Source organism: Flavobacterium sp. FlaQc-48 (assembly GCF_044007335.1).
In the GTDB taxonomy this organism is placed as follows: domain Bacteria; phylum Bacteroidota; class Bacteroidia; order Flavobacteriales; family Flavobacteriaceae; genus Flavobacterium.
Window position 1 is genome coordinate 19,517 of sequence record NZ_JBIPCR010000004.1, and the last position, 25,374, is coordinate 44,890.

The 25,374-nt window shown below is 35.1% G+C and carries 22 protein-coding genes; 6 read left to right on the forward strand and 16 right to left on the reverse strand.

Annotation, left to right across the window (positions count from 1 at the left end):
* The first annotated feature begins 71 nt into the window (after nt 1–71).
* Nucleotides 72–347, forward strand: coding sequence for a preprotein translocase subunit YajC (gene yajC, locus ACHRWY_RS07565; RefSeq protein WP_395353653.1), 276 nt, complete (start codon nt 72–74; stop codon nt 345–347).
* Between the two features lie 424 nt (nt 348–771).
* Here the strand turns inward: yajC and pepT are convergent, their stop codons facing one another.
* From pepT to ACHRWY_RS07580, 3 genes are all read right to left on the reverse strand, one after another.
* Complete coding sequence (gene pepT, locus ACHRWY_RS07570; RefSeq protein WP_395353654.1) at nt 772–2,049, reverse strand: peptidase T; 1,278 nt, start codon at nt 2,047–2,049, stop codon at nt 772–774.
* A gap of 327 nt (nt 2,050–2,376) precedes the next feature.
* The gene (locus ACHRWY_RS07575; RefSeq protein ID WP_395353655.1) at nt 2,377–3,510 is read right to left on the reverse strand and encodes a formylglycine-generating enzyme family protein; all 1,134 of its coding nucleotides are present in this window, start codon (nt 3,508–3,510) and stop codon (nt 2,377–2,379) included.
* A 135-nt stretch (nt 3,511–3,645) separates the two neighbouring features.
* On the reverse strand, nt 3,646–4,590 hold the full coding sequence (locus tag ACHRWY_RS07580) for a DUF6515 family protein (RefSeq protein ID WP_395353656.1): 945 nt from the start codon (nt 4,588–4,590) through the stop codon (nt 3,646–3,648).
* A 281-nt stretch (nt 4,591–4,871) separates the two neighbouring features.
* On the opposite strand from ACHRWY_RS07580, the gene ACHRWY_RS07585 reads away from it, so the two are divergent.
* Nucleotides 4,872–5,906, forward strand: a complete 1,035-nt coding sequence (locus ACHRWY_RS07585; protein WP_395353657.1) for a quinone-dependent dihydroorotate dehydrogenase — start codon at nt 4,872–4,874, stop codon at nt 5,904–5,906.
* Here the strand turns inward: ACHRWY_RS07585 and ACHRWY_RS07590 are convergent.
* A complete protein-coding gene (locus ACHRWY_RS07590; RefSeq protein WP_395353658.1) occupies nt 5,892–6,608 on the reverse strand; it encodes a DUF3307 domain-containing protein in 717 nt (238 codons plus the stop codon). The genes ACHRWY_RS07585 and ACHRWY_RS07590 overlap by 15 nt on opposite strands.
* Nucleotides 6,605–7,219 carry a hypothetical protein gene (locus ACHRWY_RS07595; protein WP_395353659.1) on the reverse strand — a complete coding sequence of 205 codons (615 nt, stop codon included), beginning with the start codon at nt 7,217–7,219 and terminating at the stop codon, nt 6,605–6,607. Before ACHRWY_RS07595 ends, ACHRWY_RS07590 begins: the two co-directional genes overlap by 4 nt.
* Nucleotides 7,220–7,430: 211 nt before the next feature.
* On the opposite strand from ACHRWY_RS07595, the gene ACHRWY_RS07600 reads away from it, so the two are divergent.
* The 4 genes from ACHRWY_RS07600 to guaB all read left to right on the forward strand — a co-directional run bounded on the left by ACHRWY_RS07600 (nt 7,431) and on the right by guaB (nt 11,939).
* Complete coding sequence (locus ACHRWY_RS07600; RefSeq protein ID WP_395353660.1) at nt 7,431–8,297, forward strand: hydroxymethylglutaryl-CoA lyase; 867 nt, start codon at nt 7,431–7,433, stop codon at nt 8,295–8,297.
* A gap of 79 nt (nt 8,298–8,376) precedes the next feature.
* A complete protein-coding gene (locus ACHRWY_RS07605) occupies nt 8,377–8,928 on the forward strand; it encodes a hypothetical protein (RefSeq protein WP_395353661.1) in 552 nt (183 codons plus the stop codon).
* The gene (locus ACHRWY_RS07610) at nt 8,925–10,325 is read left to right on the forward strand and encodes a DUF5723 family protein (RefSeq protein ID WP_395353662.1); all 1,401 of its coding nucleotides are present in this window, start codon (nt 8,925–8,927) and stop codon (nt 10,323–10,325) included. Before ACHRWY_RS07605 ends, ACHRWY_RS07610 begins: the two co-directional genes overlap by 4 nt.
* Before the next feature lie 141 nt (nt 10,326–10,466).
* Complete coding sequence (gene guaB / locus ACHRWY_RS07615; protein WP_395353663.1) at nt 10,467–11,939, forward strand: IMP dehydrogenase; 1,473 nt, start codon at nt 10,467–10,469, stop codon at nt 11,937–11,939.
* Nucleotides 11,940–12,173: 234 nt separating this feature from the next.
* Here the strand turns inward: guaB and ACHRWY_RS07620 are convergent, their stop codons facing one another.
* The 11 genes from ACHRWY_RS07620 to ACHRWY_RS07670 form a co-directional block, all read right to left on the reverse strand.
* On the reverse strand, nt 12,174–13,319 hold the full coding sequence (locus ACHRWY_RS07620) for an FAD-dependent oxidoreductase (protein WP_395353664.1): 1,146 nt from the start codon (nt 13,317–13,319) through the stop codon (nt 12,174–12,176).
* A 65-nt stretch (nt 13,320–13,384) separates the two neighbouring features.
* Complete coding sequence (locus ACHRWY_RS07625) at nt 13,385–13,975, reverse strand: TetR/AcrR family transcriptional regulator (protein WP_395353665.1); 591 nt, start codon at nt 13,973–13,975, stop codon at nt 13,385–13,387.
* A 381-nt stretch (nt 13,976–14,356) separates the two neighbouring features.
* On the reverse strand, nt 14,357–15,238 hold the full coding sequence (locus ACHRWY_RS07630; protein WP_395353666.1) for a L,D-transpeptidase: 882 nt from the start codon (nt 15,236–15,238) through the stop codon (nt 14,357–14,359).
* Nucleotides 15,239–15,326: 88 nt separating this feature from the next.
* Nucleotides 15,327–16,214, reverse strand: a complete 888-nt coding sequence (locus ACHRWY_RS07635; RefSeq protein ID WP_395353667.1) for an alpha/beta hydrolase — start codon at nt 16,212–16,214, stop codon at nt 15,327–15,329.
* Between the two features lie 90 nt (nt 16,215–16,304).
* Nucleotides 16,305–17,795, reverse strand: coding sequence for a S41 family peptidase (locus tag ACHRWY_RS07640; protein WP_395353668.1), 1,491 nt, complete (start codon nt 17,793–17,795; stop codon nt 16,305–16,307).
* A 56-nt stretch (nt 17,796–17,851) separates the two neighbouring features.
* On the reverse strand, nt 17,852–18,451 hold the full coding sequence (locus ACHRWY_RS07645) for a hypothetical protein (RefSeq protein WP_395353669.1): 600 nt from the start codon (nt 18,449–18,451) through the stop codon (nt 17,852–17,854).
* 31 nt (nt 18,452–18,482) lie between these two features.
* Nucleotides 18,483–19,064 carry an NUDIX domain-containing protein gene (locus tag ACHRWY_RS07650; RefSeq protein ID WP_395353670.1) on the reverse strand — a complete coding sequence of 194 codons (582 nt, stop codon included), beginning with the start codon at nt 19,062–19,064 and terminating at the stop codon, nt 18,483–18,485.
* Between the two features lie 55 nt (nt 19,065–19,119).
* The gene (locus tag ACHRWY_RS07655) at nt 19,120–20,391 is read right to left on the reverse strand and encodes an adenylosuccinate synthase (protein ID WP_395353671.1); all 1,272 of its coding nucleotides are present in this window, start codon (nt 20,389–20,391) and stop codon (nt 19,120–19,122) included.
* Between the two features lie 96 nt (nt 20,392–20,487).
* Nucleotides 20,488–20,946, reverse strand: coding sequence for a Fur family transcriptional regulator (locus ACHRWY_RS07660; RefSeq protein WP_026981862.1), 459 nt, complete (start codon nt 20,944–20,946; stop codon nt 20,488–20,490).
* Nucleotides 20,947–21,034: 88 nt separating this feature from the next.
* Nucleotides 21,035–23,254, reverse strand: coding sequence for a RelA/SpoT family protein (locus ACHRWY_RS07665; RefSeq protein ID WP_395353672.1), 2,220 nt, complete (start codon nt 23,252–23,254; stop codon nt 21,035–21,037).
* Nucleotides 23,255–23,829: 575 nt separating this feature from the next.
* A complete protein-coding gene (locus ACHRWY_RS07670; RefSeq protein ID WP_395353673.1) occupies nt 23,830–25,368 on the reverse strand; it encodes a serine hydrolase in 1,539 nt (512 codons plus the stop codon).
* Nucleotides 25,369–25,374 lie beyond the last annotated feature (6 nt).

The window sequence follows — 25,374 nt, forward strand, 5'->3', positions numbered from 1 at the left end:
ATCGCTATCGGGAATAAGCAAGGCCCAACTATAAAAAAAAATATTAATAACAAAAATAAAAACTGAATACTATGCAAGATTTAATGAAATTTGCTCCTTATTTACTAATGTTTGTAGTGTTGTATTTCTTCATGATCAGACCACAACAAAAAAGAGCAAAAAACGAAAAAGAATTTGAAAGCGGCCTGAAAGTAGGGGATAAAATCATTACAAAAAGTGGTTTTCACGGTAAAATTGTTGAGCTTGCAGATACAAGTGCAATTATCGAAACCATGTCTGGAAAATTAAAAATAGAGCGTTCTGCAATTTCAATGGAAATGAGTGCTGCTTTATCTAAAAAAGCATAATTTTTTTAGAAGCTTTTATAAAATATAAATCCCAAATTTCAATTGTATGATTGGAGTTTGGGATTTTTTTTGTTTAGCGCATTTTATGTCTTTGCGGGGAACGACGTGGTTGTAGGGGAGAAATTAGTCTCAATTATATTTTCGCAAAAGTTTACACACAACCTAGCCGTAATCTTGCCATCTCGACGGAGGAGAGATCATATAATAAACTCGACAAAGATTAGCGAATATCTGAACGGAAATACGAGTGTGATCTCTCCCTTCGTTCGAGATGACAAACTAGACGAAAATTCCTCGCAAGGACAATCCGTAAAAAAAAACCTTTGTCAAAGTTTTAAAACTTTGACAAAGGTTTTTATACATAATTGGAATTTGGAATTTTTCCCATTCCCAATATTTAAAATTTGGAATTTTTTCTCTCCTGTTATCTTTTTCTTTTAGGTTTTTCAGTGACGTCAAAAATACCTGGAATAGCAGTTAATTCAGCAATTTTTACAATAACGTCAGTTGCTTTTTGAATGCTTTCTGCAGGAACATATTCGTATTTTCCGTGAAAATTATGGCCGCCGGCAAATATATTTGGGCAAGGCAATCCCATAAATGACAATTGTGATCCGTCTGTTCCTCCGCGAATGGGTTTGATAATCGGTTTGATGTTGAGTTCACGCATTGCTTTTTCGGCAATATCAACAATGTGTTTTACAGGAAGTACTTTTTCCTTCATATTGTAATACTGATCTTTTACTTCGGCAATTACAATATCTTCGCCAAATTGTTTGGCGAACTTTTTATTGATTTTCCTGGCAATTTTATCAATTAGATCTTTTCTTTTTTCGAATTTTATCTTGTTGTGATCACGAATAATAAGTTCTAAAACCGTTTCTTCAATGCTTCCTGTTATATGGTGAACGTGAAAAAAACCTTCATATCCTTTAGTTTCCTGAGGTGTTTCATCTTTTGGCAATTCGTTGATGAAATGGTTTGCAATTAACATCGAATTGATCATTTTTCCTTTGGCATACCCAGGATGAACGCTTTTTCCTTTAAAGGTAATTTTAGCTCCGGCAGCATTAAAATTCTCGTATTCTAATTCGCCAATCTGACTTCCGTCCATGGTGTAAGCCCATTGTGCACCAAATTTTTCTACATCAAAATGATGAGCGCCACGACCAATTTCTTCATCAGGGGTAAAACCAATTCTGATTTTTCCGTGTTTGATTTCAGGATGCTGAATTAAATATTCCATTGCCGAAACAATTTCTGTAATTCCAGCCTTATCATCGGCACCTAATAATGTAGTTCCGTCAGTTGTGATGATGGTCTGGCCCTTATATTGTAGTAAATCTTTAAAATAGTTTGGAGATAAAACAATGTTTTTCTCAGCGTTTAAGATGATATCTTTTCCATCGTAGTTCTCAATAATTTGAGGTTTTACATGGGCACCACTAAAATCCGGTGAAGTGTCAAAATGCGAAACAAAACCAATTGTAGGCACTTCATGCTCAACATTACTGTGCAAAGTGGCCATGATATAGGCTTTATCATCGATTGTAACATCGGTTAAGCCAATTGTTTTTAGTTCTTCAACTAATTTGTTGGCCAGGTTCCATTGCTTTTCTGTACTTGGAGTTGTTTTAGAGTTTGGGTCTGACTCAGTATCAATAGTTACGTAACTGATAAAACGATCTATAATATGTTGCATTTGTTTAATTTTTAGCAAATATAAGCAAATAATTAGGCGTTGTGAAGCTTGAAATTATGAAAAATATAAAATGAGATAAAAAAGTTTGGCAACTAATTTTACTAATTTCTACTAATAAAATATGTTCTGTATGTTTAAAAATGTGAATTTCTTTGGTGCGGAAAGTTAGCCGCGAGTTCACGAATTTTTGCTAATAATATTATCTGCACGCTAAAAAAACCGATTTAACAAACTGCAATTCGTTAAATCGGTTTTATAATTAAATTAATTCGTGAACTACTTCGTCAGTTCGCTTTGCCCGGGTAGTGGCTGCCTTTTTTAAAACAGCTATTGAACACATCTAAAACCGATATGGTTTGCCGGTGATTTGTAATCGCCTTTTCCTCTTGTACCTACCATATAACGGGTGCAATATTGATCGGTGCATAAAAATGAGCCTCCGCGCTGTACTTTTTTAGGTAAGTTTGGTTCTCCAGGATCGTATGATGATTCAGGTCCTTTTGGATTTTTGGCTACTTTGCCACTTTGTTTTAAAACATCATAATAATCTGCAGTATACCAATCGTTTGTCCATTCCCATACATTTCCTCCAATATCATAAAGCCCATAAGGATTTGGTTCAAACTGGGCAGTTGGTGCAATGCCAATATAGCCATCTTCGCCTGTATCTCCTTTTTCTATAGGAAAGTGTCCCTGATAGATATTAGCCTGAAATTTTCCTTTTGGTTTTAAGGTATTTCCCCAGGCATAAAGTTGTCCTGATTTTCCGCCGCGAGCTGCAAATTCCCATTCGGCTTCAGTTGGTAATCTTTTGCCTGCCCATTTTGCATAAGCGGCGGCATCATCATAAGAAACCTGGACTACAGGATATTTTTCTCTGCCTTTTATAGAACTCATTGGCCCTTCAGGATGCCTCCAGTCCGCTCCTCCAACATAACTCCACCATTGCATGTAATTGCCTAGATTTACTTTGGCGGGAGTAGGGGTAAATACTGCTGATCCGGCAATTAAGTTTTCTAATGGGGCATCAGGGTATTCTTCATGAGTTGGTTTTATTTCGGCTAATGTTACATAGCCTGTTGCTTTAACAAAGGCTTCAAATTGTTCATTGGTTACTTCAGTTTTATCCATATAAAAGCCGTCTACATATACCTGATGTATTGGTGCTGCGTCTTTTGTAACCCCTTTTATGCTGCATAAGCTTTCGTCTTCGACATTGCTTCCCATGGAGAATTCGCCTCCCGGAATCCATACCATTCCTTTTGGTGTTTTATGGGCTGCCGGCCTGTTTTTATTTTCTATTGTTGGCTTAAATTGTGATGATTCAGCTGTGTTTGGCGTTTCGGCACAATCTGCTGCAGCCAGCTCGTGTTTTGGAGCAATAAGGCTATTGTAACCATAAGCAATTGAAATAATAGAAATTGTAAATAGGGCAATAATCCAATAGGTTTTCTTTTTCATTGTAATTATTTTAATTTTTGTAATTGTGGGTAAATTATTACAAACATAGTAAAAATAACTTTGCTGATAATAGGTGATAAAGTTAAAAAAATAACCATATAAAACTCTATTTATTTGATATGGTTAGTAAAGTTTTTATTTGTCTTCTTCAACCAGCACCACTTCGTATTTGTTTTTTCCATCAATCTGAACAGGTTGATAGTAAGTTTCTCCGAATTTTACATATTTCACATCTCCAATAGTAACTTCTTCGCCACCTTCGGGTAGATTGTCAACTACAGTTCCTGCAGTAGGAGGTACTACTTTATAAGAACTGCCGTCTTTTTGATAATAAGTTCCTCCGTAATAGTAATTGTTAACAGTTCCGGTATTGACCGTTTCTGCCCCACTTGGTATATTGTTTATCGTTGCGCCAACAGGTGCGGGTACAGCGGTGTAACCTCCACTTGACGGGGCATACCAAACTCCCTGGTCATAATGGTATTTTTCGTTTTCAACACTCACTACAATTGCTGTGACGGCCAAAGTGGCAACAAAAAATCCCCATGGATGCCAAACGGGCCCCCAATAATAAGGTCTGTAAGGGCGAGGATAATAGGGATGGTAACAATTGTACCTGTAACCACCATATCTGTAAGGAGGACGGGTATATATTATGGCATTGTTTCTTCTGACTACAGTATTACGATTGTTACGAACATTGATATTATTGTTGACATTAATGTTGACATTATTTCTGTTTCTGTTCACCGTGTTGCCGCTTATATTGGTGTTTCGGTTGCCGGTTCTGTTTATATTATTTGAATTTCTATTATTGGTACGGTCACCAATTTTATTGTTTGAACCTGCAGAAGGCCTGGTGACTTTATTTGGATTCTTAATTCCTGAACCATTAGATCCTGGTCTTGTTTGGGTCGCGGGTCTTGCGTGTGCCGGACGGGACTGAGCAGGTCTTGCAGTAGCGCTGCCTCTGTGTCCGCCTCCATGACGCTGCGCTATACTATCAATTGAAATCAAAAAAAATGATCCCATTAAGCATATCAGTGCTGTTTTTCTAAGAATTCTTTTTATGTTTTTCATTTTCAGTGTTTTAAGTCTATTAAAATTATAAAAAAAAATAAGAACATTTATAAAAATCAAAAATCATTTTAGATTGTAATGGCTTCTTTTTCTTTTAGTTAAAGTCGGTTTAAAAATGACCAGGAAAAGACCTTGCCTTGTAAGCATAGAGCATAATGGTTATAGGGATCATCATTTGAAAAAAAGTGTGTAAATTATAACAAAACAGTTTTAGATAACTGTAGTCACTTTCAAGTATTATAATTAAATTTGCAATCGAAAAAAACACACACAACACTCTTATGTATAAATTGATAATTCGCCCAATACTTTTTTGGTTTGATCCGGAAGAAGTACATTACTTTACTTTTTCATTTGTTAAATTCATTTCCAAAATTCCCGGAGTTTCATCAATTATCAGATCGATTTATGAGGTAAAAGATACTCGTTTAGAACGAGAAGTTTTTGGAATTAAATTTAAAAATCCGGTTGGATTGGCGGCAGGATTTGACAAAGACGCCAAGTTGTACAAAGAGCTTGCTGATTTTGGTTTTGGTTTCATTGAAATCGGAACAGTAACTCCTGTGGGTCAGGAAGGAAATCCTAAAAAACGTTTGTTTCGACTAAAAGAAGATCAGGCAATTATAAACCGAATGGGATTTAATAATGGCGGAGTTCTGGAAGCTGTAGAACGTTTGAAAAAGAATTCAGGTGTTTTAATTGGAGGAAATATTGGAAAGAATAAAGTAACGCCAAACGAAAATGCCGTAGACGATTATCTTATTTGTTTTGATGCCTTATTTGATCACGTTGATTATTTTGTGGTAAATGTAAGTTCTCCAAATACGCCAAATCTAAGAGCTTTACAAGATAAAGAACCTCTAACGGCTTTGTTGCAAACCTTGCAAAACCGAAATGTCGAAAAGCAAAAAACAAGTACTCAGAAAATAAAACCAATTCTTTTAAAAATTGCCCCGGATCTTACAGACGAGCAATTGTTGGATATTATTGATATTGTAAAAACCACTCAAATTGCAGGTGTAATTGCAACGAATACAACAATTTCAAGAGACGGATTACAATCGTCAAATAAAACGGAAATGGGTGGATTGTCAGGAAAACCATTAACAAAACGCTCAACAGAAGTGATTCGTTTTCTATCTGAAAAAAGCAATAAAGCATTCCCGATTATTGGTGTAGGAGGAATACATTCTGCAGATGATGCTATCGAAAAGTTAAATGCCGGAGCAAGTTTGATACAATTGTATACCGGGTTTATTTATGAAGGTCCGGCTTTGATAAAAGCCATCAATAAAAAGGTGTTAAAGCAATTGTAAAAGCAACGCCTGAACGATTAATCCTGTAACGATAGCAGTGCCAAAACTCATTAAAGTACCTATCATAACGTACTCAGTGAGTTTTCTGTCCCTGGCTTCTTTTAAGTCACCAAATCTAAAAATAGATTTAGCAGCCAATAAAAAACCGATGGCCTCAAAGTGTCCGGTCAGGATAAAACAAAATACAAATAAACGTTCTAAAATACCAATGTAGTTTCCTGCTTTGGCGAGGGAATTATCCTGGTTGCTATTTTCGCTTTCCGGATGCCAGATCGAAATAATAGTTTTGATAAAAATAGAAGTTGGTTTGGTGATAAATAAAACAGCAGTGATGAGAATCCAAAATTGATTATCGAACCAAAGAAATTGTATAGTTTCACCTTTATAGAGTAATACCACGCCAACTAAAACCAGGGTATGTGCCATCTGGTCAGCGATGAACCAGATGCGCTTTGTTTTGTTTTTCTGGAAATTTAATTTGGTTAAATCTATAATGCCATGTGTCACGGCAATCAAGATAGCATAGGGTATAAACTGGATTTCTCCAACCAGAACCGCAGCAAGAATTCCATGTAAAAAAATATGAAGATATAAATAAATACTTTTGTGTTTCCTGGCTTCTTTGTGAGTTACCCATGAGTTGGGCTGCCATATAAAATCGCCTAGTAAATGTGCTAATAGTAGTTTTATAAATAAAATCATGAGGCTGTAAGTTGTTTTATTTGTGTTCTGAAATAACGATCTAAATTCATTAATAAATCAAACTGTGCCCGTTTTTGTCTTCGGCTTACGGCAGCCTGATTGATACCTAATTTTTGTCCCAGTTCTTCTTGTGATAAAGTAGGGTTTTCTATTGCCAAGGCTACAAATTCGGCAGATTGCGCCAGCCAGTTGTCCATAAAAGTTAAAGCCAGCTGCAGCATTAAATTCATCTTCTCATCTGTAATAGCGTCGCCGGTTCGCATGGCCAGCGTTACTTTTTGTTTTTTTAAAGTTTCAAAAAGTTCTCCTGAATGTATAAAGGCCAGACCGTTACTTTCAGATATTTTTTCTGCATAATGTGTTTTATCTCCAAAACCAATACTCATTCTGGCATCTAATTTCAGGGCTTTTAAATGTGCTTTGATTAAAATAGCCGATAACAAGGCTTCCTCGGGATTTTTAATCTCGACCTGAAACTCATCACCTCTGTATACCTCCCATTGCCCTGGTGTTGCTCCAAACGGAGATAAAATCTTTTTTAAATCTTCGACCCAGTGTTTTGATTTTTGCTTTCTGGAGTCTATGATGTCACCTGTTATTATGCTAGTCATGATTCAAATATAATTAAAATATAATAAAACTTATATTACAAATATACGTAATATTTTAGTTTATTACGTTTTTTGGTAATATTTTAATTTATTACACAATAAGGTAATGTTCTGCTATTGGTGTCTTTTTTTGATACTAAAATTAAAAGAAAATTATAACTTTTATTTCTTTAAAAAAGAAACTAACTTAGCCTTTACAAAAGAATAAGCTTTGAATAAAGAAATCAAGATTATCGAATGTCCGCGTGATGCTATGCAAGGTATCAAAACTTTTATTCCTACTAAAAATAAGGTCTCTTATATACAGGCTTTGCTTAGGGTAGGGTTTGATACGATTGATTTTGGGAGTTTTGTATCTCCAAAAGCAATTCCGCAAATGCAGGATACGGCCGAGGTTTTAGCGCAACTTGATTTATCACAAACTACAAGTAAATTGCTTGCAATTATTGCCAATACACAGGGTGCAGCTCTGGCAGCAGAGCATGAACCTATTCAATATCTGGGATTTCCCTTTTCTATATCTGAGAATTTTCAGATGCGTAATACGCATAAGACAATTGCTGAATCTTTAATAACACTCGAAGAAATTCTTGAAATCGCTGATAAAAAAAACAAAGAAGTCGTAACCTATCTTTCAATGGGTTTCGGGAATCCGTATGGAGATCCGTGGAATGTAGAAATTGTAGGTGAATGGACCCAAAAATTAGCCGGAATGGGCGTAAAAATTTTATCGCTTTCAGATACCGTTGGAAGTTCGACGCCCGAAGTAATTACCTATCTTTTTTCTAATTTGATTCCAAAATATCCTGAAATAGAATTTGGGGCTCATTTGCATACCACGCCCAATAGCTGGTTTGAGAAAATCGATGCAGCATCAAAAGCAGGCTGTACCCGTTTTGATGGGGCCATTCAGGGTTTTGGCGGATGTCCAATGGCAACAGATAAGCTAACAGGGAATATGCCTACAGAAAAGCTGATTTCTTATTTTACCTCCAATAAAAAAACAACAGGACTAAACTCTTTAAGCTTTGAAAGTGCTTATAATGAAGCTTCAAAATTGTTTGGTAAATTTCATTAAGAAATGCCTATATTTACTTAAGGCAGATAATAAGTAGGAACAAAATAACGTTGTTTGTTATTTAGATACCAATTAAGCTATGAAAGTAAACTTTATAAAGAGCATTTCTAAGATACTTCTTTTATCATTTTTGTTCATTTCATGCTCAAGCGACCTGGATTTTGATCAGACCAAAGATTTAAAATTAGAACCTGTTTTTGTAGCTAATCTCGCTTATTTCAATGTTCCGGCCACTCAATTCGCCAATAGCGGCGGAGGACAGGTAGCATTTGATGTACAGGAATTTGATGCCTTTAAAGAAAAGTTTTTCAGAGATAATCTGGTAAAAGCAGAACTTGACTTCGAAATTGAAAACACTATAATCAGAGCTTTTACTGTCGATGTATTACTTTTGGGTACTAATGATCAGGTTCTCGAAACCGATTCGTATCCCATCCCGGCCTATTCAGGAACTACAAACATTATCAAATATCCAACTGAAGTATTTGAAAATCAAAGATTAGATCTCTTAAAGAAAACAGTTAAAATTGCCTTTTTTGTTAGAATGGCGCCTGGCCCGGTATTGGACCAAAATAGTACAGGTAGTTTGAAATTACGCTCAGGCGCAACGGTTTATATGGAAATAGAATGAGAAAACTATATCTTATTTTAATCGTAACCCTGCAATTTTCGGGCCTTGCCCAAAATAAGGAATTACTGTATAATTTTACAGCAATTCCACAATCGTCAATGGTGAACCCCGGAGCCGATGTATCGTATAAATTCTATTTTGGAGTTCCTGTTCTATCCGGAATTTCAGCTAATTTAGGTTCCAGCAGTTTTTCTGCCTATGATTTGTTTGCCAATAACGGAGTAGACTTTAACGATAAACTTCGAAATGTTATTAATAATTCTTCCAGTAAAGACAAAACCCAGGTTAACCAACAGCTCGAAATATTTTCAGGAGGTTTTAGAGTAGGAGGGAGAGACAGCCAATCTTACATTTCGTTTGGAGCATATCAGGAATTTGATTTTTTAATGTATGTGCCAAAAGATCTGGCCATATTGGCATTAGACGGAAATAGGGACTATATTGGCAAATCATTCAATCTTGCCGATTTAAATGTGAGGGCAGAGGTGCTCTCTGTTTTTCACGTTGGATTTCATAAAAAACTAAATGAAAAACTGGTTTTAGGTGGTCGTGCCAAATTGTATTCAAGTGGCGCCAATGCCACATCGACCCGAAATTCAGGATATATTTATACAGGACAAACGGCAGGAACGCCCAATTTGTATACCCAGACCATTTCATCCAATTTAGAACTTCGAACTTCAGGTATTGCAACTTTTACAAAAGATGAATATGAAGGGAGTATTCCGGGTGATATAGCGCATAATACTTTTTTCAACGGAAGCTTAGGTTTAGGAGTAGATGCCGGAGTTACCTATTATATTAAAGAAAATCTTCAGGTGACTGCAAGTATTGTCGATTTAGGGTTTATAAGGCAGTCCAAAGATATCGAAACAATAACGTATAAAGGAAGTTATAATTATCAGGGCGTAAATCCTAGTTTTGATCCCACCAATCAACCCGAAAATATTTTTGACGAATTTGATAAAGCGATACCACGTGACACGCTTTATAATAAATATACGACCTGGCGGCCTACAAAATTTTACTCTTCTATTCAATATTCCTGGGGCGAATCCCGTTCAGGTGAGGATTGCAATTGTAGAGGAAAGATAACCCGAAAGTATGTCAATGCAGTAGGAGGGCAGTTGTTTGCCATGTCAATGCCAGTTGAACCTTTTGTAGCATTAACTGCTTTTTACAGAAGAAGTATTTTCGATAAATTAGACTTTAAAGCCACTTATACCTACGATTCTTATTCCAGTAAAAATATCGGTTTAGGTTTATCCGGAACAGTGGGAAAGTTTAATATGTATGCTCTCGTTGACAATATTCTCGAGTTTAAAGACATTTCAAAAGCCAATAGTATGACATTTCAAATTGGTTTTAATTTTGTTTTCCAGAATTCTGAAGATTAAATTGAAATTTTAAAAAATTGAAATTTACAAGCTTTTATATTTATAAGGCTTTTCCTGTAAAGTTAAATTTATGAATAAGTTAGTATTCATGTTTCCAATTTATTCACTATATTTGCACGCAATTCAACTAGAAATTGCAACATGATAGCACACAACTCCAAGATTATCGGCGAAGGTTTAACTTACGACGATGTATTATTAGTACCTAACTACTCGAATGTGCTTCCCCGCGAAGTGAGTATCAAATCAAAATTTTCAAGAAATATAACGCTAAACGTTCCAATAGTATCAGCTGCTATGGATACCGTTACCGAAAGCTCTATGGCAATTGCTATGGCGCAGGAAGGCGGAATTGGTGTTTTGCATAAAAACATGACGATCGAGCAACAAGCTGCGAAAGTTAGAAGAGTAAAACGTGCTGAATCAGGAATGATTATCGATCCGGTAACTTTACCAATGAATTCAACTATTGCAGATGCAAAAAATGCAATGAAAGAATTCGGGATCGGAGGTATTCCAATCGTTGATGAAAACAGAATCCTAAAAGGAATTGTTACTAACCGTGATTTACGTTTCGAAAAAAACGGAGCAAGACCAATCGCTGAAGTAATGACCAGTACCAACTTAGTTACGGTTGCCGAAGGAACTTCACTAGAACAAGCCGAAGTAGTTTTACAAGGACATAAAATCGAAAAATTACCAGTAGTAAATGCTAATTATGAATTGGTTGGTTTAATTACGTTTAGAGATATTACAAAACTGACTCAAAAACCAATCGCCAACAAAGACGTTTTTGGTCGTTTAAGAGTAGCTGCTGCCATTGGTGTTACCGGTGACGCAGTTCAAAGAGCAGAAGCATTAGTTGCTGCCGGAGTAGATGCTATCATTATTGATACGGCTCACGGACATACTGAAGGTGTAGTAAATACATTGAAAGAAATTAAATCAAAATTCCCAAATATTGATGTTATTGTAGGAAACATTGCAACTCCGGAAGCTGCTAAATATTTAGTAGCAAACGGAGCAGATGGTGTAAAAGTAGGAATCGGACCTGGTTCTATTTGTACAACCCGTATCGTTGCTGGTGTTGGTTTTCCTCAGTTTTCAGCAGTTCTTGAAGTAGCTGCCGCTATAAAAGGAACCGGAGTTCCGGTTATCGCTGATGGTGGAATTCGTTATACAGGAGATATTCCTAAAGCAATTGCTGCAGGTGCTGACTGTGTAATGTTAGGATCTTTATTAGCAGGAACAAAAGAATCTCCGGGAGAAACGATTATCTTCGAAGGAAGAAAATTCAAATCTTACCGCGGAATGGGTTCTGTTGAGGCAATGCAAACAGGATCTAAAGACCGTTATTTTCAGGATGTTGAAGACGATGTTAAAAAATTAGTTCCGGAAGGAATTGTAGGTCGTGTTCCTTACAAAGGAGAATTAAACGAAAGTATGCTTCAATTCGTTGGAGGTCTTCGCGCCGGAATGGGATACTGTGGTTCAAAAGATATCCCGACTTTACAGGAAACAGGACGTTTTGTTAGAATCACGTCAAGCGGAATCACAGAAAGTCATCCACACAACGTTACCATTACAAAAGAAGCTCCAAATTATTCAAGATAATTTTTAGTTTTTGATATAAAAATAAAAGGCGTAAGAGTTTGATTCTTACGCCTTTTTTTTGTCCTATTTATTTTTTTGTCATTCCGATTTCTATTCTAAAATATTTTTTTTAGGAGCTAATCCCGCTATCCGTTTCAATCTTTTGTGGCGAACCCCGCCACAAAAGGATTTTCACTTCTATCGGGGCTAGGTTAATTCGTTTCTTAATACTATTTTGTTTAGTGAAGAAAATTATTAAACTCCGCCACGACTATTCAAAATTTTCTCAGTGGTCACATCAGAATGTAGTAATTTTTCCATTTGATAAGTAGTATGTTGTGCTTCTAAGGCATAACCAAACATTTTTTCTTCATAATCATCAATAGCCGATTGAATATCAGTAAATTTTTCATTAGTCAGATTTTCAGTTAATTGATATGCATCCATTAACCCCATATTTACACCTTCTCCGGCAAATGGAGGCATTAAGTGTGCTGCATCACCGACAAGAGTGATGTTTGAATGTTTTTTCCAGGGTTCTTCTAAAGAGAACAAGCGCAATGGTAATCCTGTAAAATCTGTGGCAGCGGCAAAGAATTTTTTGTAATCCTCATTCCAGTTCTCAAATTTTTTATTCAGAAAAGCAATTACGGAAGAATTGTCTTTAAAATCAAGTCCGTTGTTTAAAACCCAGTTTTCATCAGCTTTAAAAGAGACGCCAAAATGTACAGATCCATCACGTAAAGTATGCGTGTAAAACATTTTTTTCTCTCCCATTGCCATTACGTTTCCGTCGCCGTACTTAAGTTTGAATTCAGGATAATCACGATCCGGATTTTCAATTTCTCCCTGAATAATATAAGTTCCTGAAAGTTGAGGTTCTTTATCCGTCACAAATTTTCTGGCATTCGATCTTCCGCCATTGGCAACAATAACAAAATCAGCAATAGCTTTATTCCCGTTTTTAAATTCCAGATGATATTGTTCGTCGATTTTCTGAATTTCAGTCAATTGGCTGTCCCAAACTACAGTATTTTCCTTTAGATTTTCCAGCATGATTTTTCTCAAATCGTTTCTGTCGATTTCTGGTCTTGAATAAGCATTCTCTTCAGTAGGCATTTCTTCCGAAGTGATGTTTCCGTGCATATCAGCCATTTTTTCTCCGGTTGGTCTTGCATAGCGATAAAACTCTTCCATTAAATTAGCTTTTTGAATCGCTTTTTGTCCTGAATCTGAGTGTATGTCTAATGTTCCGCCCGAAGTTCTGGCCTGAGCATTTAGGTCTCTTTCATAAACAGTTACATCAGCATTATTAATTTGTAAAATTCTTGCTGTTGTCAATCCAACAGGGCCGCCACCAATAATGGCGATCTTTTTATTTTTTATAAGTGAAGTATTCATTTGATTTTTATTTGATATTGTTATTACAATTGACATTGAATTTTGTAATTGCTATTTGATTTTGTTTAAGGAGTCAAAGCTTTTATAACCAAATTGAAAGCCTCATCTCTAATTTCCTCAGTAAACACAAAAGGTTTTCCTGACATTGATTTGCCTTCTCTGTGAAGTTCTAAAAGCGAGTAAAGAGATCCGTAAGCAATGCTCCAGAATACTTCGAATGTAATAGGGAGGAGTTCTTTTTTTGCGATAGCTTTCGTGATAAATTTTGTCATTTGCTCTTTAAAGTCTGTTGTGATTTCTGCTAAAATAGCATCACCATAAGTAGAATGTTTTAGAAGTTCAAAACAAGTAGTTTGCAAGGAAAAGTTAATAGCAAACTTAGAGCGGTTGTCCCATTGCTTTCGTAAACCATCAACAAAAGACATTTCGGGCGAAAATCCGACTAACATTTCTTCGAAGAAATTTTTGCCAATCTCAATTCCAATTTTCCGGATCAGATCTTCTTTATCCGAGTAATAGATATAAAGTGTTGCCACAGAAACCCCGCATTCTTTTGCCAATCGATTCATTCCAAAACCTTCTACGCCTTGTGAAACCAGCATTTCAAGAGCTTTTTGTTTTACAATTACTTCTTTATTATTGTCTCTGGTTCTCATAATTTAAATTAATTATGGCACAAAGATATAAATAATAAATGAACGTTCGCTTATTTATTATAAAAAAAGGTTCAAAGGTTCAAAGGTTCAAAGGTTCAAAGGTTCAAAGAAGCAAAGGGGAAGGTCAAAGGGACAGAGGAGGAAAAGGTTATGTAGAGACGCACGCCGATGCGTTTACGCGGGGTTTTGAATAGCCTCCAGCTTCAGCTGGAGATTGCTAGAATCGAGAGGCAAAGGCTTTAGCCGAATTTATTTGAGGCTAAATTGTAAACTTTGTGACTTCGTGTCTTCGTGGCATAAAAAAACGTAAAAAAACATAAAAAAACTGCTAATACAATTCGTAAAATTATACCAGCAGCTTTTCCTTGGATAACAATATTTTTATGGAGTAGTGGTTTGTTCAGCTTCTCTCACTTTTTGATTCTCTAAAATTTTTTGTATAAAAGGTTTTACTTGGGTTTCTATTTCAGCTTCAGGGATATCCAATGCTTTTGGATCTTTTACTAATGCAAACCATGGTTTTGGTCCGTCAAAATTATAGCTTCCAAAAACAATAACCGGTGTTCCTTTTACTTTTACATTTTCCTTGTCTTTTAAGATCCACTCATCAGCAAATTTATAAAGGTACTTGGCATCATTTTCCTGTAATCTTAGACAAGAATGTGAGGCTGGATAACCTGGTAATGCATATTCGTGAAAACCAACACCTAATTTATTTTCGATATTAAAATTCCATTTCAAGTCCCATTCGTCATTAAAAGTACTGGTTGTTTTTTCGGCTTTCCAGTTGGTAAAAAATAATCCGGTTGGAGTAGGGTCTTTTTTTCTTCCCATATTGGTTGGGCCTGTATAAACCAGTTCTCCGTTCTCATAAGCAGCAAATGCCTGAGTTGGATAAGAGAAGATAATAACTTTCGAAACTTCTTCTAAAGCATTTACATGCAACGGAAACGGAAGATAATAAACGATATCTCCGGTAAAATCGGCAGGAATAACAACAGAATCTAATTTAGCAAAATTGGCTTTATCTGTTCTGTTTATAGCATATGCAATACGAAGTTTAGTGCTGTCAGAACTATTTGTTTTGAGCCATTCTTTCGTTTTTTCGAAGTGATACGAAACAGATTTTGGTTTTATATGCTCTATTGTTTTTTTTGGTTTTGCTTTAACGGTCGTTTCAGTCGATTCATTTTTTTTGCATGAACCTAACAAAACTAAGATTAGTAAAAGAAGGATATTGGATGTGTAATATAACTTTTTCATAAAACTGGTTTTTTAGTATTGTAAAGTTATTTTAATCATCGCGAAAAATGCTTACACAATTTATTGAATTGTTTACTGGATTTTCATTTTATTGCTTTTTTAGAAAATCAGAAATGTTTCCAATCCATTCTGCTTTGTTTTTTATTAAGTAATTTTCATGTCCGGTTTCTTTATAAATATGTAATTTTTTAAACCCTTTTAGATTTTTATATATTTGATTGATTTCTTCCAGGCTTACACTTTTATCTTTTTCTCCATAAAGTAGTAAGGCAGGACAGGTTATATTTTTTGCATATTCTGTTGGATTATGGCTAAATCCCCAAAATCCATTTTGTATGCCGCCCCAAAATAGTAAAATACCTGCCATAGGAAAAGTAGGTGCCTTCATTTTTATAAATCTTGCGCAAACTGTTTTGTACATAGATCCAAATGGACATTCAATGATTATTCCTTTTGGTTTGATTGGGTTATCATTGAGACATTTCATGATGGCAACTGCTCCCATGGAAGTACCAAATAAATAGATGTTTTTTTCACCTGTTTGCTGAATGTAATCAAAAGAAGTTTTTACTTCTTCAGCTTCTTTATAGCCAATTGTGGTTTGGTTTCCTTCTGAATTTCCACTTCCCATAAAGTCAACAAGCATTGTGCTGAAACCAAGTTTTATAAATTCATTTGATTTATCGATCATTGAAGATTTTTCAGCACCATATCCATGAAACAGAATAATTGTTCCTTTAGCTTTTTCGTTTTTAATTAACCAACATTCAATTTTCTTATTACTTTTTAATTTTATGGTTTGATATTTTTGAGGTGGATATTTTGTGTTTTTTGGTTTCGGGTTATGGACTCCGAGAAGTAACGTTTTTACTTTTTCAAGAGAGGATAGCTTTTCAGGGCTTTTTGTTTTTATTGATCCGCTCTCTATAAAATGTGTAAACTTATAAGCGTGGATAAACGCTATAATATTAGCCATTATAAAAAGGACCCATATAATTCTAATAAGTTTTATGCGATTTTTCACTATGCTCATGTCTAATTTTCATCTTAGTGGAAAAATTATCTACTATTTTTTCTCAATTAATTTCATGGTATATTCTAATTGTGTATCCTTATTTTGCATGAAATCATCAAAAGGCTGTGTTATCTCGTGATCGGGCATTACACCATGACCAAAAAGCTGATTTGGTTTTTTAGGAACATCCTGTTCTAAATTTACGATAGAGAATGTAGTTTTTATTTTTGTATTGGGCAATTCGTACTCAATAGGAGTATGTCCGTTATGACCGAAATAGCCGCCCATCGTTTCTTCACCAATAATAATAGCACTTGTTTTTCCTGCAACTAATGATGCAAAAAGTGATCCGGCCGAAGCTACCCTTGGACTTATTAATAAGTAAACCTGACCTTTAAATGTGTTTTTGTCAGGTTGTAGTAAACGATTGAATTTTAGATCCTGAGGATATATTTTGCCTTTTAAAATCGGGTATTCCTCTTTTAATTCAGCTTCAAAATCATTTTTTTCTTCCAGCTTTTTTTCATTCTCAGTTTCTTCATAAACAAAATAAGGAAGAAATGGAATTTTTTGAAAATTAATATACGCACTTTTGTTTTCGCGATACGTTTTTTGGGTGAGGTATGAAAAAGTTACGAGATCGTTAGGGTCTGATCCGCCACCATTATTTCTAACATCTACAATTAGGTTTTTTATTTCAGGATGTACAGAAAGCATCTGAAAACAGCTATCCAGATATTTTTTATAAATCAAATGTTCTTTAGCCTTGGCGTTTCCTCCAATTGCAAAAGAGTGAACAGCAAGCATCGCTGTATTTGGAGAAATAATTTTGAATGAATATTTTTTTTTGGCTTTAGTAAATTGCAGGCTATCGCTGGGTAAAGAATAGCGATTTTTAAAATTTTCTTTTCGTTCGTCATTAGAAACTCCGGCAAGGCTTTTAGATCGTTTTTGAGTTTCGCCCGGAAGAGAATATTCAACTAAAAAGGTGTCTTTTGGTCCGTATTCCATTTCAAAATACCTTGAAAAAGAGGAGGTGATCCCAATGGACTTTCCGGATTTATTAAAACCATCCGTGGTATAATATTTAGATAAATCACGCAGAAAAATATTCGCACTAATTCCATTTACACTATAAATTTCTGATCCCACGGGAATTTCAGTATTTTTAAAATTAACAACTATTTTATTGCTGATTAATTTTACGGGATATGGAAAAAAAACTTTGCCTGAAATGTTATTTTTAAATGCATCGGGAAGAGCTGTGTCGTTGTGGACACTGCCTTCAAAATCGGTGATTTGGACAATTATTTTGTAAAAATCTACTAAATCTTTAGGGTTGTTTAATTGTGCAAATGCCCAGGAATATATACTGTCAATTTGCTTTTTTGTCCGGTATTTATAAAGACCTGAATTTGCCTTTTCTCTAATTTGTTTAAAAGTAGTAAGATCTTGTTTTAATTGTTCTACTGTAAATTTTTCATTTTGGGAATATAGTAGAAATGGAAAAATTAGTAAAAGTATTATTTTAAATTTACGCATCAGAAAGGTTTTAATTCAATCTAAAAATACTTAAAAATTAAATCAAACCTTTTATTTTATTGCAATTTAAAATAAGTTTTTCTGGTTGTTCCGCAAAATATTTCACTTCTGCCTGTTGGTGTTTTTTCTCCGGTGTGAGTTAAATTCAAATAGCCTGTGTTTTCATCCCTGTAAAAGTTCCAGATGGTATTATCAGAATACACTATATCCGAATACGAAGATTCATTGGATAGCAAATCGTCATAAATTATTTTTTCTGTTTTGGTGAGTTCCCAATTTTTGGCATTTCTTTTCAACTCATAAAATTGAATCTCTTCGGGACTTATTTTTATCATTTGGCTAACACTGTTGTCATCTCTCATAACCCAGGATGGCACATCGTCGAACATTTTCCAGTTACCGATTAGTTCGTTGATAAACTCTTTTTTAACTACTATTTTTAGAGAATCTGCTTTTTTGATTGCAAGTTCACCCATTTTTGTTTTTGAGTTGCATCTGCCTGAACTATAAAAATAATTCATGGCAATTTTAGCATCTGATTTTTTTAAATAGTGATTTGCTAAATCAAATTCTTTAGATTGTAAAGTTTCATTATTTCTTTGAGAATGTATCTGAAAAGAAAGAAATAAGGTCATGATAAAAATAATTGTCTTCATTTGAAGAGTAGGTTTTATCTATCAAAAATAGTTAAATCAATTCTTTTATTTTAGCATGCTGCAATAATAAAATGGTTTTAGCATCTGTGATTTCTCCTGATTCAATCATGGCATAGGCTTCATCAAAAGTATATTCCAGGACTTCAATGTTTTCTTGTTCTGCATCTAATCCTCCACCATCATTTACTTTCATGGTTTCATCGTATTCGCCCACGAATAAATATAGAATTTCTGTTACAGAACCTGGCGACATATAAGTTTCTATTACTTTCTGAACTTTTTTTAAACGATAGCCTGTTTCTTCTTCGGTTTCGCGAATTACTGCTTGTTCTGCATTATCCTGATCTAAAAGTCCTGCACAAACCTCGATCATCATTCCGGTTTTATTGCCGTTAAGATAAGTTGGCAAACGGAATTGTCTCGTTAGAATTACTGTTTTTTTGGATGCATTATATAATAGGATCGCTGCTCCGTTTCCTCTGTCATAGACTTCACGAATATGAGATTCTACTTTACCGTCTTTCTTTTGGTAATCAAAGGTTACTTTGTTTAGGATATACCAATTGTCTGATAGTAGTTTGGTTTCGGTTACTTTAATTTCCGGATTTTTCATAATTAGAAATCTTTTGTATAAAAAAACGCTCTGGTTCTCAGAGCGTTTAGATGTATTATTTTGTTATTGTTTGCTTTCTGTCCGGTCCAACTGATACAATCTTAATTGGTACTCCAACTTCTGTTTCAATAAACTCAATATATTCTTTTAGCTCGATTGGTAATTGATCGTAAGTAGTCAATCCTGTTAAATCTGCTTTCCATCCTTTAAACTCTTTATAAACAGGAGTTACGTTTTCCGGCTCGATGTTGTAAGGAAAGTGAGAAATGTTTTGTCCTTTATAGTTGTATTCGGTACAAACTTTTAAAGTTTCAAATCCTGAAAGAACGTCGCCTTTCATCATCATTAACTGAGTTACTCCATTTACCTGAACAGCATATTTCAAAGCTACAAGGTCTAACCATCCACAACGTCTTTGTCTTCCTGTTACAGATCCGAATTCGTTTCCAACTCTTGCCATTGTAGCACCAACTTCGTCAAAAAGTTCAGTAGGGAATGGTCCGCTACCAACACGTGTTACATAGGCTTTAAAAATTCCGTATACTTCTTTGATTTTGTTAGGCGCAATTCCTAAACCGGTACAAGCTCCCGCAGCAGTAGTATTTGATGAAGTTACGAAAGGATAAGTTCCAAAATCAACATCTAATAACGAACCTTGTGCTCCTTCGCATAAAATAGATTTACCTGCTTTTTGAGCCTGGTAGATATATTCTTCACTGTCAATAAAGTCTAATTTTTTTAATTCTTCAATTGCTTCAAAAAACTCTTTTTCAAGTTCCGCCAAGTTGTATTGAATGGCTACGTCATAAAAAGCAATCATAGCTTCATGCTTGTCAGCTAATGCTCTGTAGCGTTCTTTGAAATCTTCTAATTCAATATCTCCAACACGTAAACCGTTTCTTCCGGTTTTGTCCATATAAGTTGGTCCAATTCCTTTAAGGGTAGAACCAATTTTAGCTTTTCCTTTTGATGCTTCAGAAGCAGCATCAAGTAAGCGGTGGGTTGGTAAAATTAAATGCGCTTTTCTTGAAATGATTAACTTGCTTTTGATGTCAAGGTTAAATTTGGCTAAACCTTCAATTTCTTTTTGAAAAACTACAGGATCAATTACAACTCCATTTCCGATGATGTTTATAGATTTTTTATGAAAAATTCCTGAAGGGATTGTTCTAAGTACGTGTTTAATTCCGTCAAATTCTAATGTATGTCCTGCGTTTGGTCCTCCCTGAAAACGTGCAATAATATCATAATTAGAGGTAAGAACGTCAACAATTTTTCCTTTACCTTCATCTCCCCATTGTAATCCTAGTAATAAATCTACGGTCATTCTGTTTTAATTTGCGTTGGGGCAATTTGAGTTGCCCTACTGATTAATGTAGTTAATTTTCTTTTTTTTATTTTTTTTGAATAATGCCTTTAAGGATTATTGTTTTTGTTTTTTGTTTCCGTAGAAATACAATGAATGATTCGTAATTTCGATATCAAATATTTCTTCGATTGTTTTTTTGATGGTTTGAATTCTTGGATCGCAAAATTCGATTACTTCACCGGAATCAGTCATGATGATGTGGTCATGCTGTTTATCAAAATATGATTTTTCGTAGTAAGCCTGATTTTGCCCAAATTGATGTTTTCTAACCAAAGCGCAGTCTAACAATAACTCGATCGTGTTGTATAATGTAGCTCTACTCACACGATAGTTTTTGTTTTTCATCTTGATATATAAGTTTTCTATGTCAAAATGTTCTTCGCTATCGTAAATTTCCTGAAGTATTGCATAACGCTCAGGAGTTTTGCGATGCCCTTTTTGCTCAAGATACATTGTAAATACATTTTTTACAATTTCTTGATTCTTAGTGTTGTCAGTTGAAATGAGTGTCATATCCGGCAAAGATAATTTTTTATTTTTAATCAATAAAAGTTTCGGGTTTAAAGTTTAGTTATAAAACCCTTATAGATAGGTTAAAAAGTTAGGTTCTGTATTCCCTGGTCACTTTATCAACCCCGTCAATTTTTTTAATGGCATTAATCATTTTTTTCAAAATCGTATTATTCTGAACAATTACAGCGATCTGACCATGAAAGATTCCTGCATCTGTGCTCAACGAAATGCTCTGGATATTCACGCTCATATTGTTTGAAATGACTCTTGTTAACTGGTTTGTAAGTCCTAAGACGTCCATTCCTGTAATGTTGATAATGGCTTTGAACTCTTCCTGTGAAGAATCAATCCATTTGGCGCTCATAATACGATAGGCATAATTGGACTGCATTCCGAGAGCATTTGGACAATCTTTTTTGTGTACTTTAATTCCCTCGTTGATCGTTACAAATCCAAAAACATCATCTCCCGGAATTGGGTTACAGCATTGCGAAAGTTTGTAATCGAGTTTGTCATGTTCGGTTCCAAAAACCAGCATGTCGTAATTACTGCTGATAACGGGTTTGTGTATGTCTTCGGCAGCGGTATCTTTATTTCTTTTAATTTTATTTTTAAAGAAATTGATAAACGTATTGCTTTTTTGCGCTGCATAATCTTTTAATTGCTGATTTTCGATCGCGCCAATACCCACTCTGTAAAATAGATCTAAACTGGTTTTAAGTTTAAAAAAGTTAACCAGTTCATTGATTACTTGCTCGTTGATGGTTATTTTTAAATGCTTAAGTTTTCGTGTAAGCAATTCTTTTCCTTCTTCGGCAATTTTTTTGGTGTTCTCGTTAAGAACGTTTTTGATTTTATTTTTTGCTCGTGAAGTGGTTACGTATTCTAACCAGTTTACGGTTGGTTTTTGATTTGCCGAGGTAATAACTTCAACCTGATCGCCACTTTTTAGTTCGTGATTTAAAGGAACCAGGCGTCCGTTTACACGGGTTCCTCTGGTTTTAATTCCAATTTCAGAGTGAATACTAAAGGCAAAATCCAGTGAAGTGGCGCCTTTTGGCAGCGATTTTATTTCTCCTTTTGGTGTAAAGACAAAGATTTCTTTTGAATATAAATTCATTTTAAAATCTTCTACAAAGTCAACGGCATTGGTTTCCTGATTTTCCAATGCTTCACGAAGCAAATTCAACCAGACATCTAAACCGCTTTCTTCTGTTGCTCCGTTTTTGTATTTGTAATGTGCTGCGTAGCCTTTTTCGGCAATTTCATCCATACGTTCACTTCGAACCTGTACTTCGACCCAACGGCCTTTTGGTCCCATAACGGTGATGTGCAGCGCTTCGTAACCAGTCGATTTTGGAGAGGAGATCCAGTCACGCAAACGGCTTGGACTTGGTCTGTAATGATCGGTTACAATTGAATAGATTTTCCAGGCCACAAATTTTTCATCATGAGGATCTGATTTGTACACAATTCTTAAGGCGAATTTGTCATAAACTTCGTCAAAACTTACATTTTGGGCACGCATTTTTCGACGAATTGAATAAATAGATTTCGGACGGCCTTTTATAATATAATCAATGCCTTCATTATCTAAAGATTTTTTTAAAACGTCCGAAATGTCTTTGATATAAGCATCTTGTTCTTCTTTGGTTTCTCTGATTTTGCTTACAATGTCATTGTAAACAGCGGGTTCTGTATATTTTAAACCTAAATCTTCCAGTTTGGTTTTAATATTATAAAGCCCTAAACGGTGGGCGAGAGGGGCATAAATATACAGGGTTTCTGAGGCAATTTTGGTTTGCTTGTATTCTGCCATCGAATCCATGGTTTGCATATTGTGCAAACGATCTGCGAGTTTGATCAAAATTACACGAACATCATCGTTCAGTGTCAGGATCATTTTTCTGAAATTTTCTGCCTGCATGGAAGCATTCAGGTCTTTTTGAACTAATGAAATTTTGGTTAAACCTTCGACCAGCTGCGCTACTTTTGGATTGAACAATCGCTCAATATCTTCAACCGTTATTGGAGTATCTTCTACGACATCGTGCAATAAAGCTGCAGCAATAGAGGTCGCTCCCAAACCTATTTCAGAAGCTACAATTTTTGCAACTGCAATAGGATGAAAGATATACGCTTCTCCAGATTTACGTCTTTGTTCTTTATGAGCGTCAACGGCAACATCAAATGCTTTACGGATCAGTTTTTTGTCAGTTGGGCTTAAAGTCTGATAACTGATTCGAAGTAATTCCTTGTATTCCTGCGCAATCGCTTTGTTTTCTTTTTCAATATCTATTTCTATCATAACGGCATGGTTCAAGTACTAAAAATAGCAATAAGTTTGAACATACGCAAGGTTTTAGATTGTTGATTGTTGATTTCTGATTTAAGATTTTGGAGAGTAGATTTTGTTATGTCACATCGAGCGTGCCGAAATTTCGGGAAAGATTTTTTTGTGTTAAAAAGGACTTTGACTTCGCTCAGTATGATACTGGGAACAAAAAATAAAAAATGAGATTTTTTTTAGTTTTGAATAAAAAAGTGTAGTCCCTAACGGGACAAAAAAAGAATGATCATAATGGTACGGTCACCAGGATTTAATCCCTGACAGGATATTTCTTTGAAGGTAAATTGTAAATATAACATTTGTAATTTATACAAATAGTGCTTCGCTAGGAGCTGCATATTGGTAGAAAAAAATAAGCGCCTCCGCAAAAATGTCCCGTAGGGACTACATAAATTATTGTTTGCAGGAACTTTCAAAGTTCAAGATTTCATAAAGATTGCTTAATTATTTTGTTTCAGGTTGAAAACTGAGACTGAGAACTGCTCACAAAACCTGAAACCTGAAACCTGAAACCTGAAACTTGAAACAATAAATTATTCTTTCGAAAAATCCAGATCCTGAAAATCATAACTAAAATCAGTTAATTCAGAAATTGGAAGCATTTTTAGGTTAATGACTTTTCCTGTTTCATCGTATTTGAAAAGCAAATGTGCATCAGCATGGAAAAAAGCATTGTTCCATTTTACGACATAATTTCCGTTTTTATAGAAGAAAACTTCACCGACTAATTGCGGAGAACGTTTTGAAGCGAAATAGGTTTTTCCTTTTTTCTCTGTTATCGTAACTTCTCCAAACCAATTGTCTTTGTAAGTTCCGGTGATTTTACTAAAGTCGGTTTTTAGTTTTTCTTTTTTATTTTTTGCAACGGTTGCCCAAACTTCATCCGTAACTTTATCCGCCGATGCTTCACTGGCTTTCACGCGGTTGCTGTAAGTAGTTACATAATCTTCTGATTTGATCCCTAAATAGCTGTCTTTTATGGTATTGGTAATAGCGCTAAATGCAGCTCCGGATTGTTGATTGGTCAGGACAATAATTCCTAAACCAATTTCCGGAATTAAAGTAGTTTGTGTCACATTTCCTTCTAAACCACCAGTATGCGAGACCTGTTTGTATCCTTTTACATCACTTAAAAACCATCCTAAACCATATCCCGAAAAGTGAGTATTGTAGGGAGCCCTGGTTTTTACCGGAATGATGGTTTGCAATTGCCACATTTCGTCGTGCTCTTTTTCTGAAAATAACGTTTTGTTATCGCTGTATTTTCCGTTATTGATTTGTAGAATTGCCCATTTACTCAAATCATTTACGCTTGAATAAATTCCGGCAGCTCCGTCAAAAAGCTGATTTTCATAGCGTTTTATGGTTTTTAGTTTTCCGTCTACCGGAACATGTGGTGTAATTACGTTTGTGGTATCTCTTAAACGTTTTACAGAAGCTACACTATTATTCATTTCCAAAGGTTTCATGATGCGTTCTTCAACAAAATCAGCCCAGGTTTTACCACTAACTACATGTACAATTTCTCCTGCAATTATATACATCAAATTGTCATAATCGTATTTGGTTCTAAAACTCGAAACCGGTTTTAAATATCGTAAATTATGAATGACATCCTGTGCTGTAAAGTCACTTCCGTCAGGCCAGATCATCAAATCCCCGGCGCCAAGTCCAAGCCCGCTTCTATGTGTTAATAAATCACGAATCGTGAATTCTTTGGTTACATAATCGTCAGACATTTTAAAATCCGGAAGATATTGAACCACTTTGTCATCCCACTTTATTTTTCCTTCGTCAACTAAAATGGCCAATGCAGCAGTTGTAAAAGCTTTACTGTTTGAGGCAATTCCAAAAAGGGTATTGGCATCTACTTTTTGCCGGGTTACTAGTGATTTTACACCATATCCTTTTGCAAGGACTACTTTTCCGTCTTTTACAATCGCAACTGCAATTCCGGGAACATCAAAAGCTTTTATGGTACGATTTACCAATTCATCTACTTCCTGATTCGAAATTTGAGCAGAAGCGGTGAAACCTAAAAGGAATAAGAATGCAAATAACTTATGACTCATAATTTT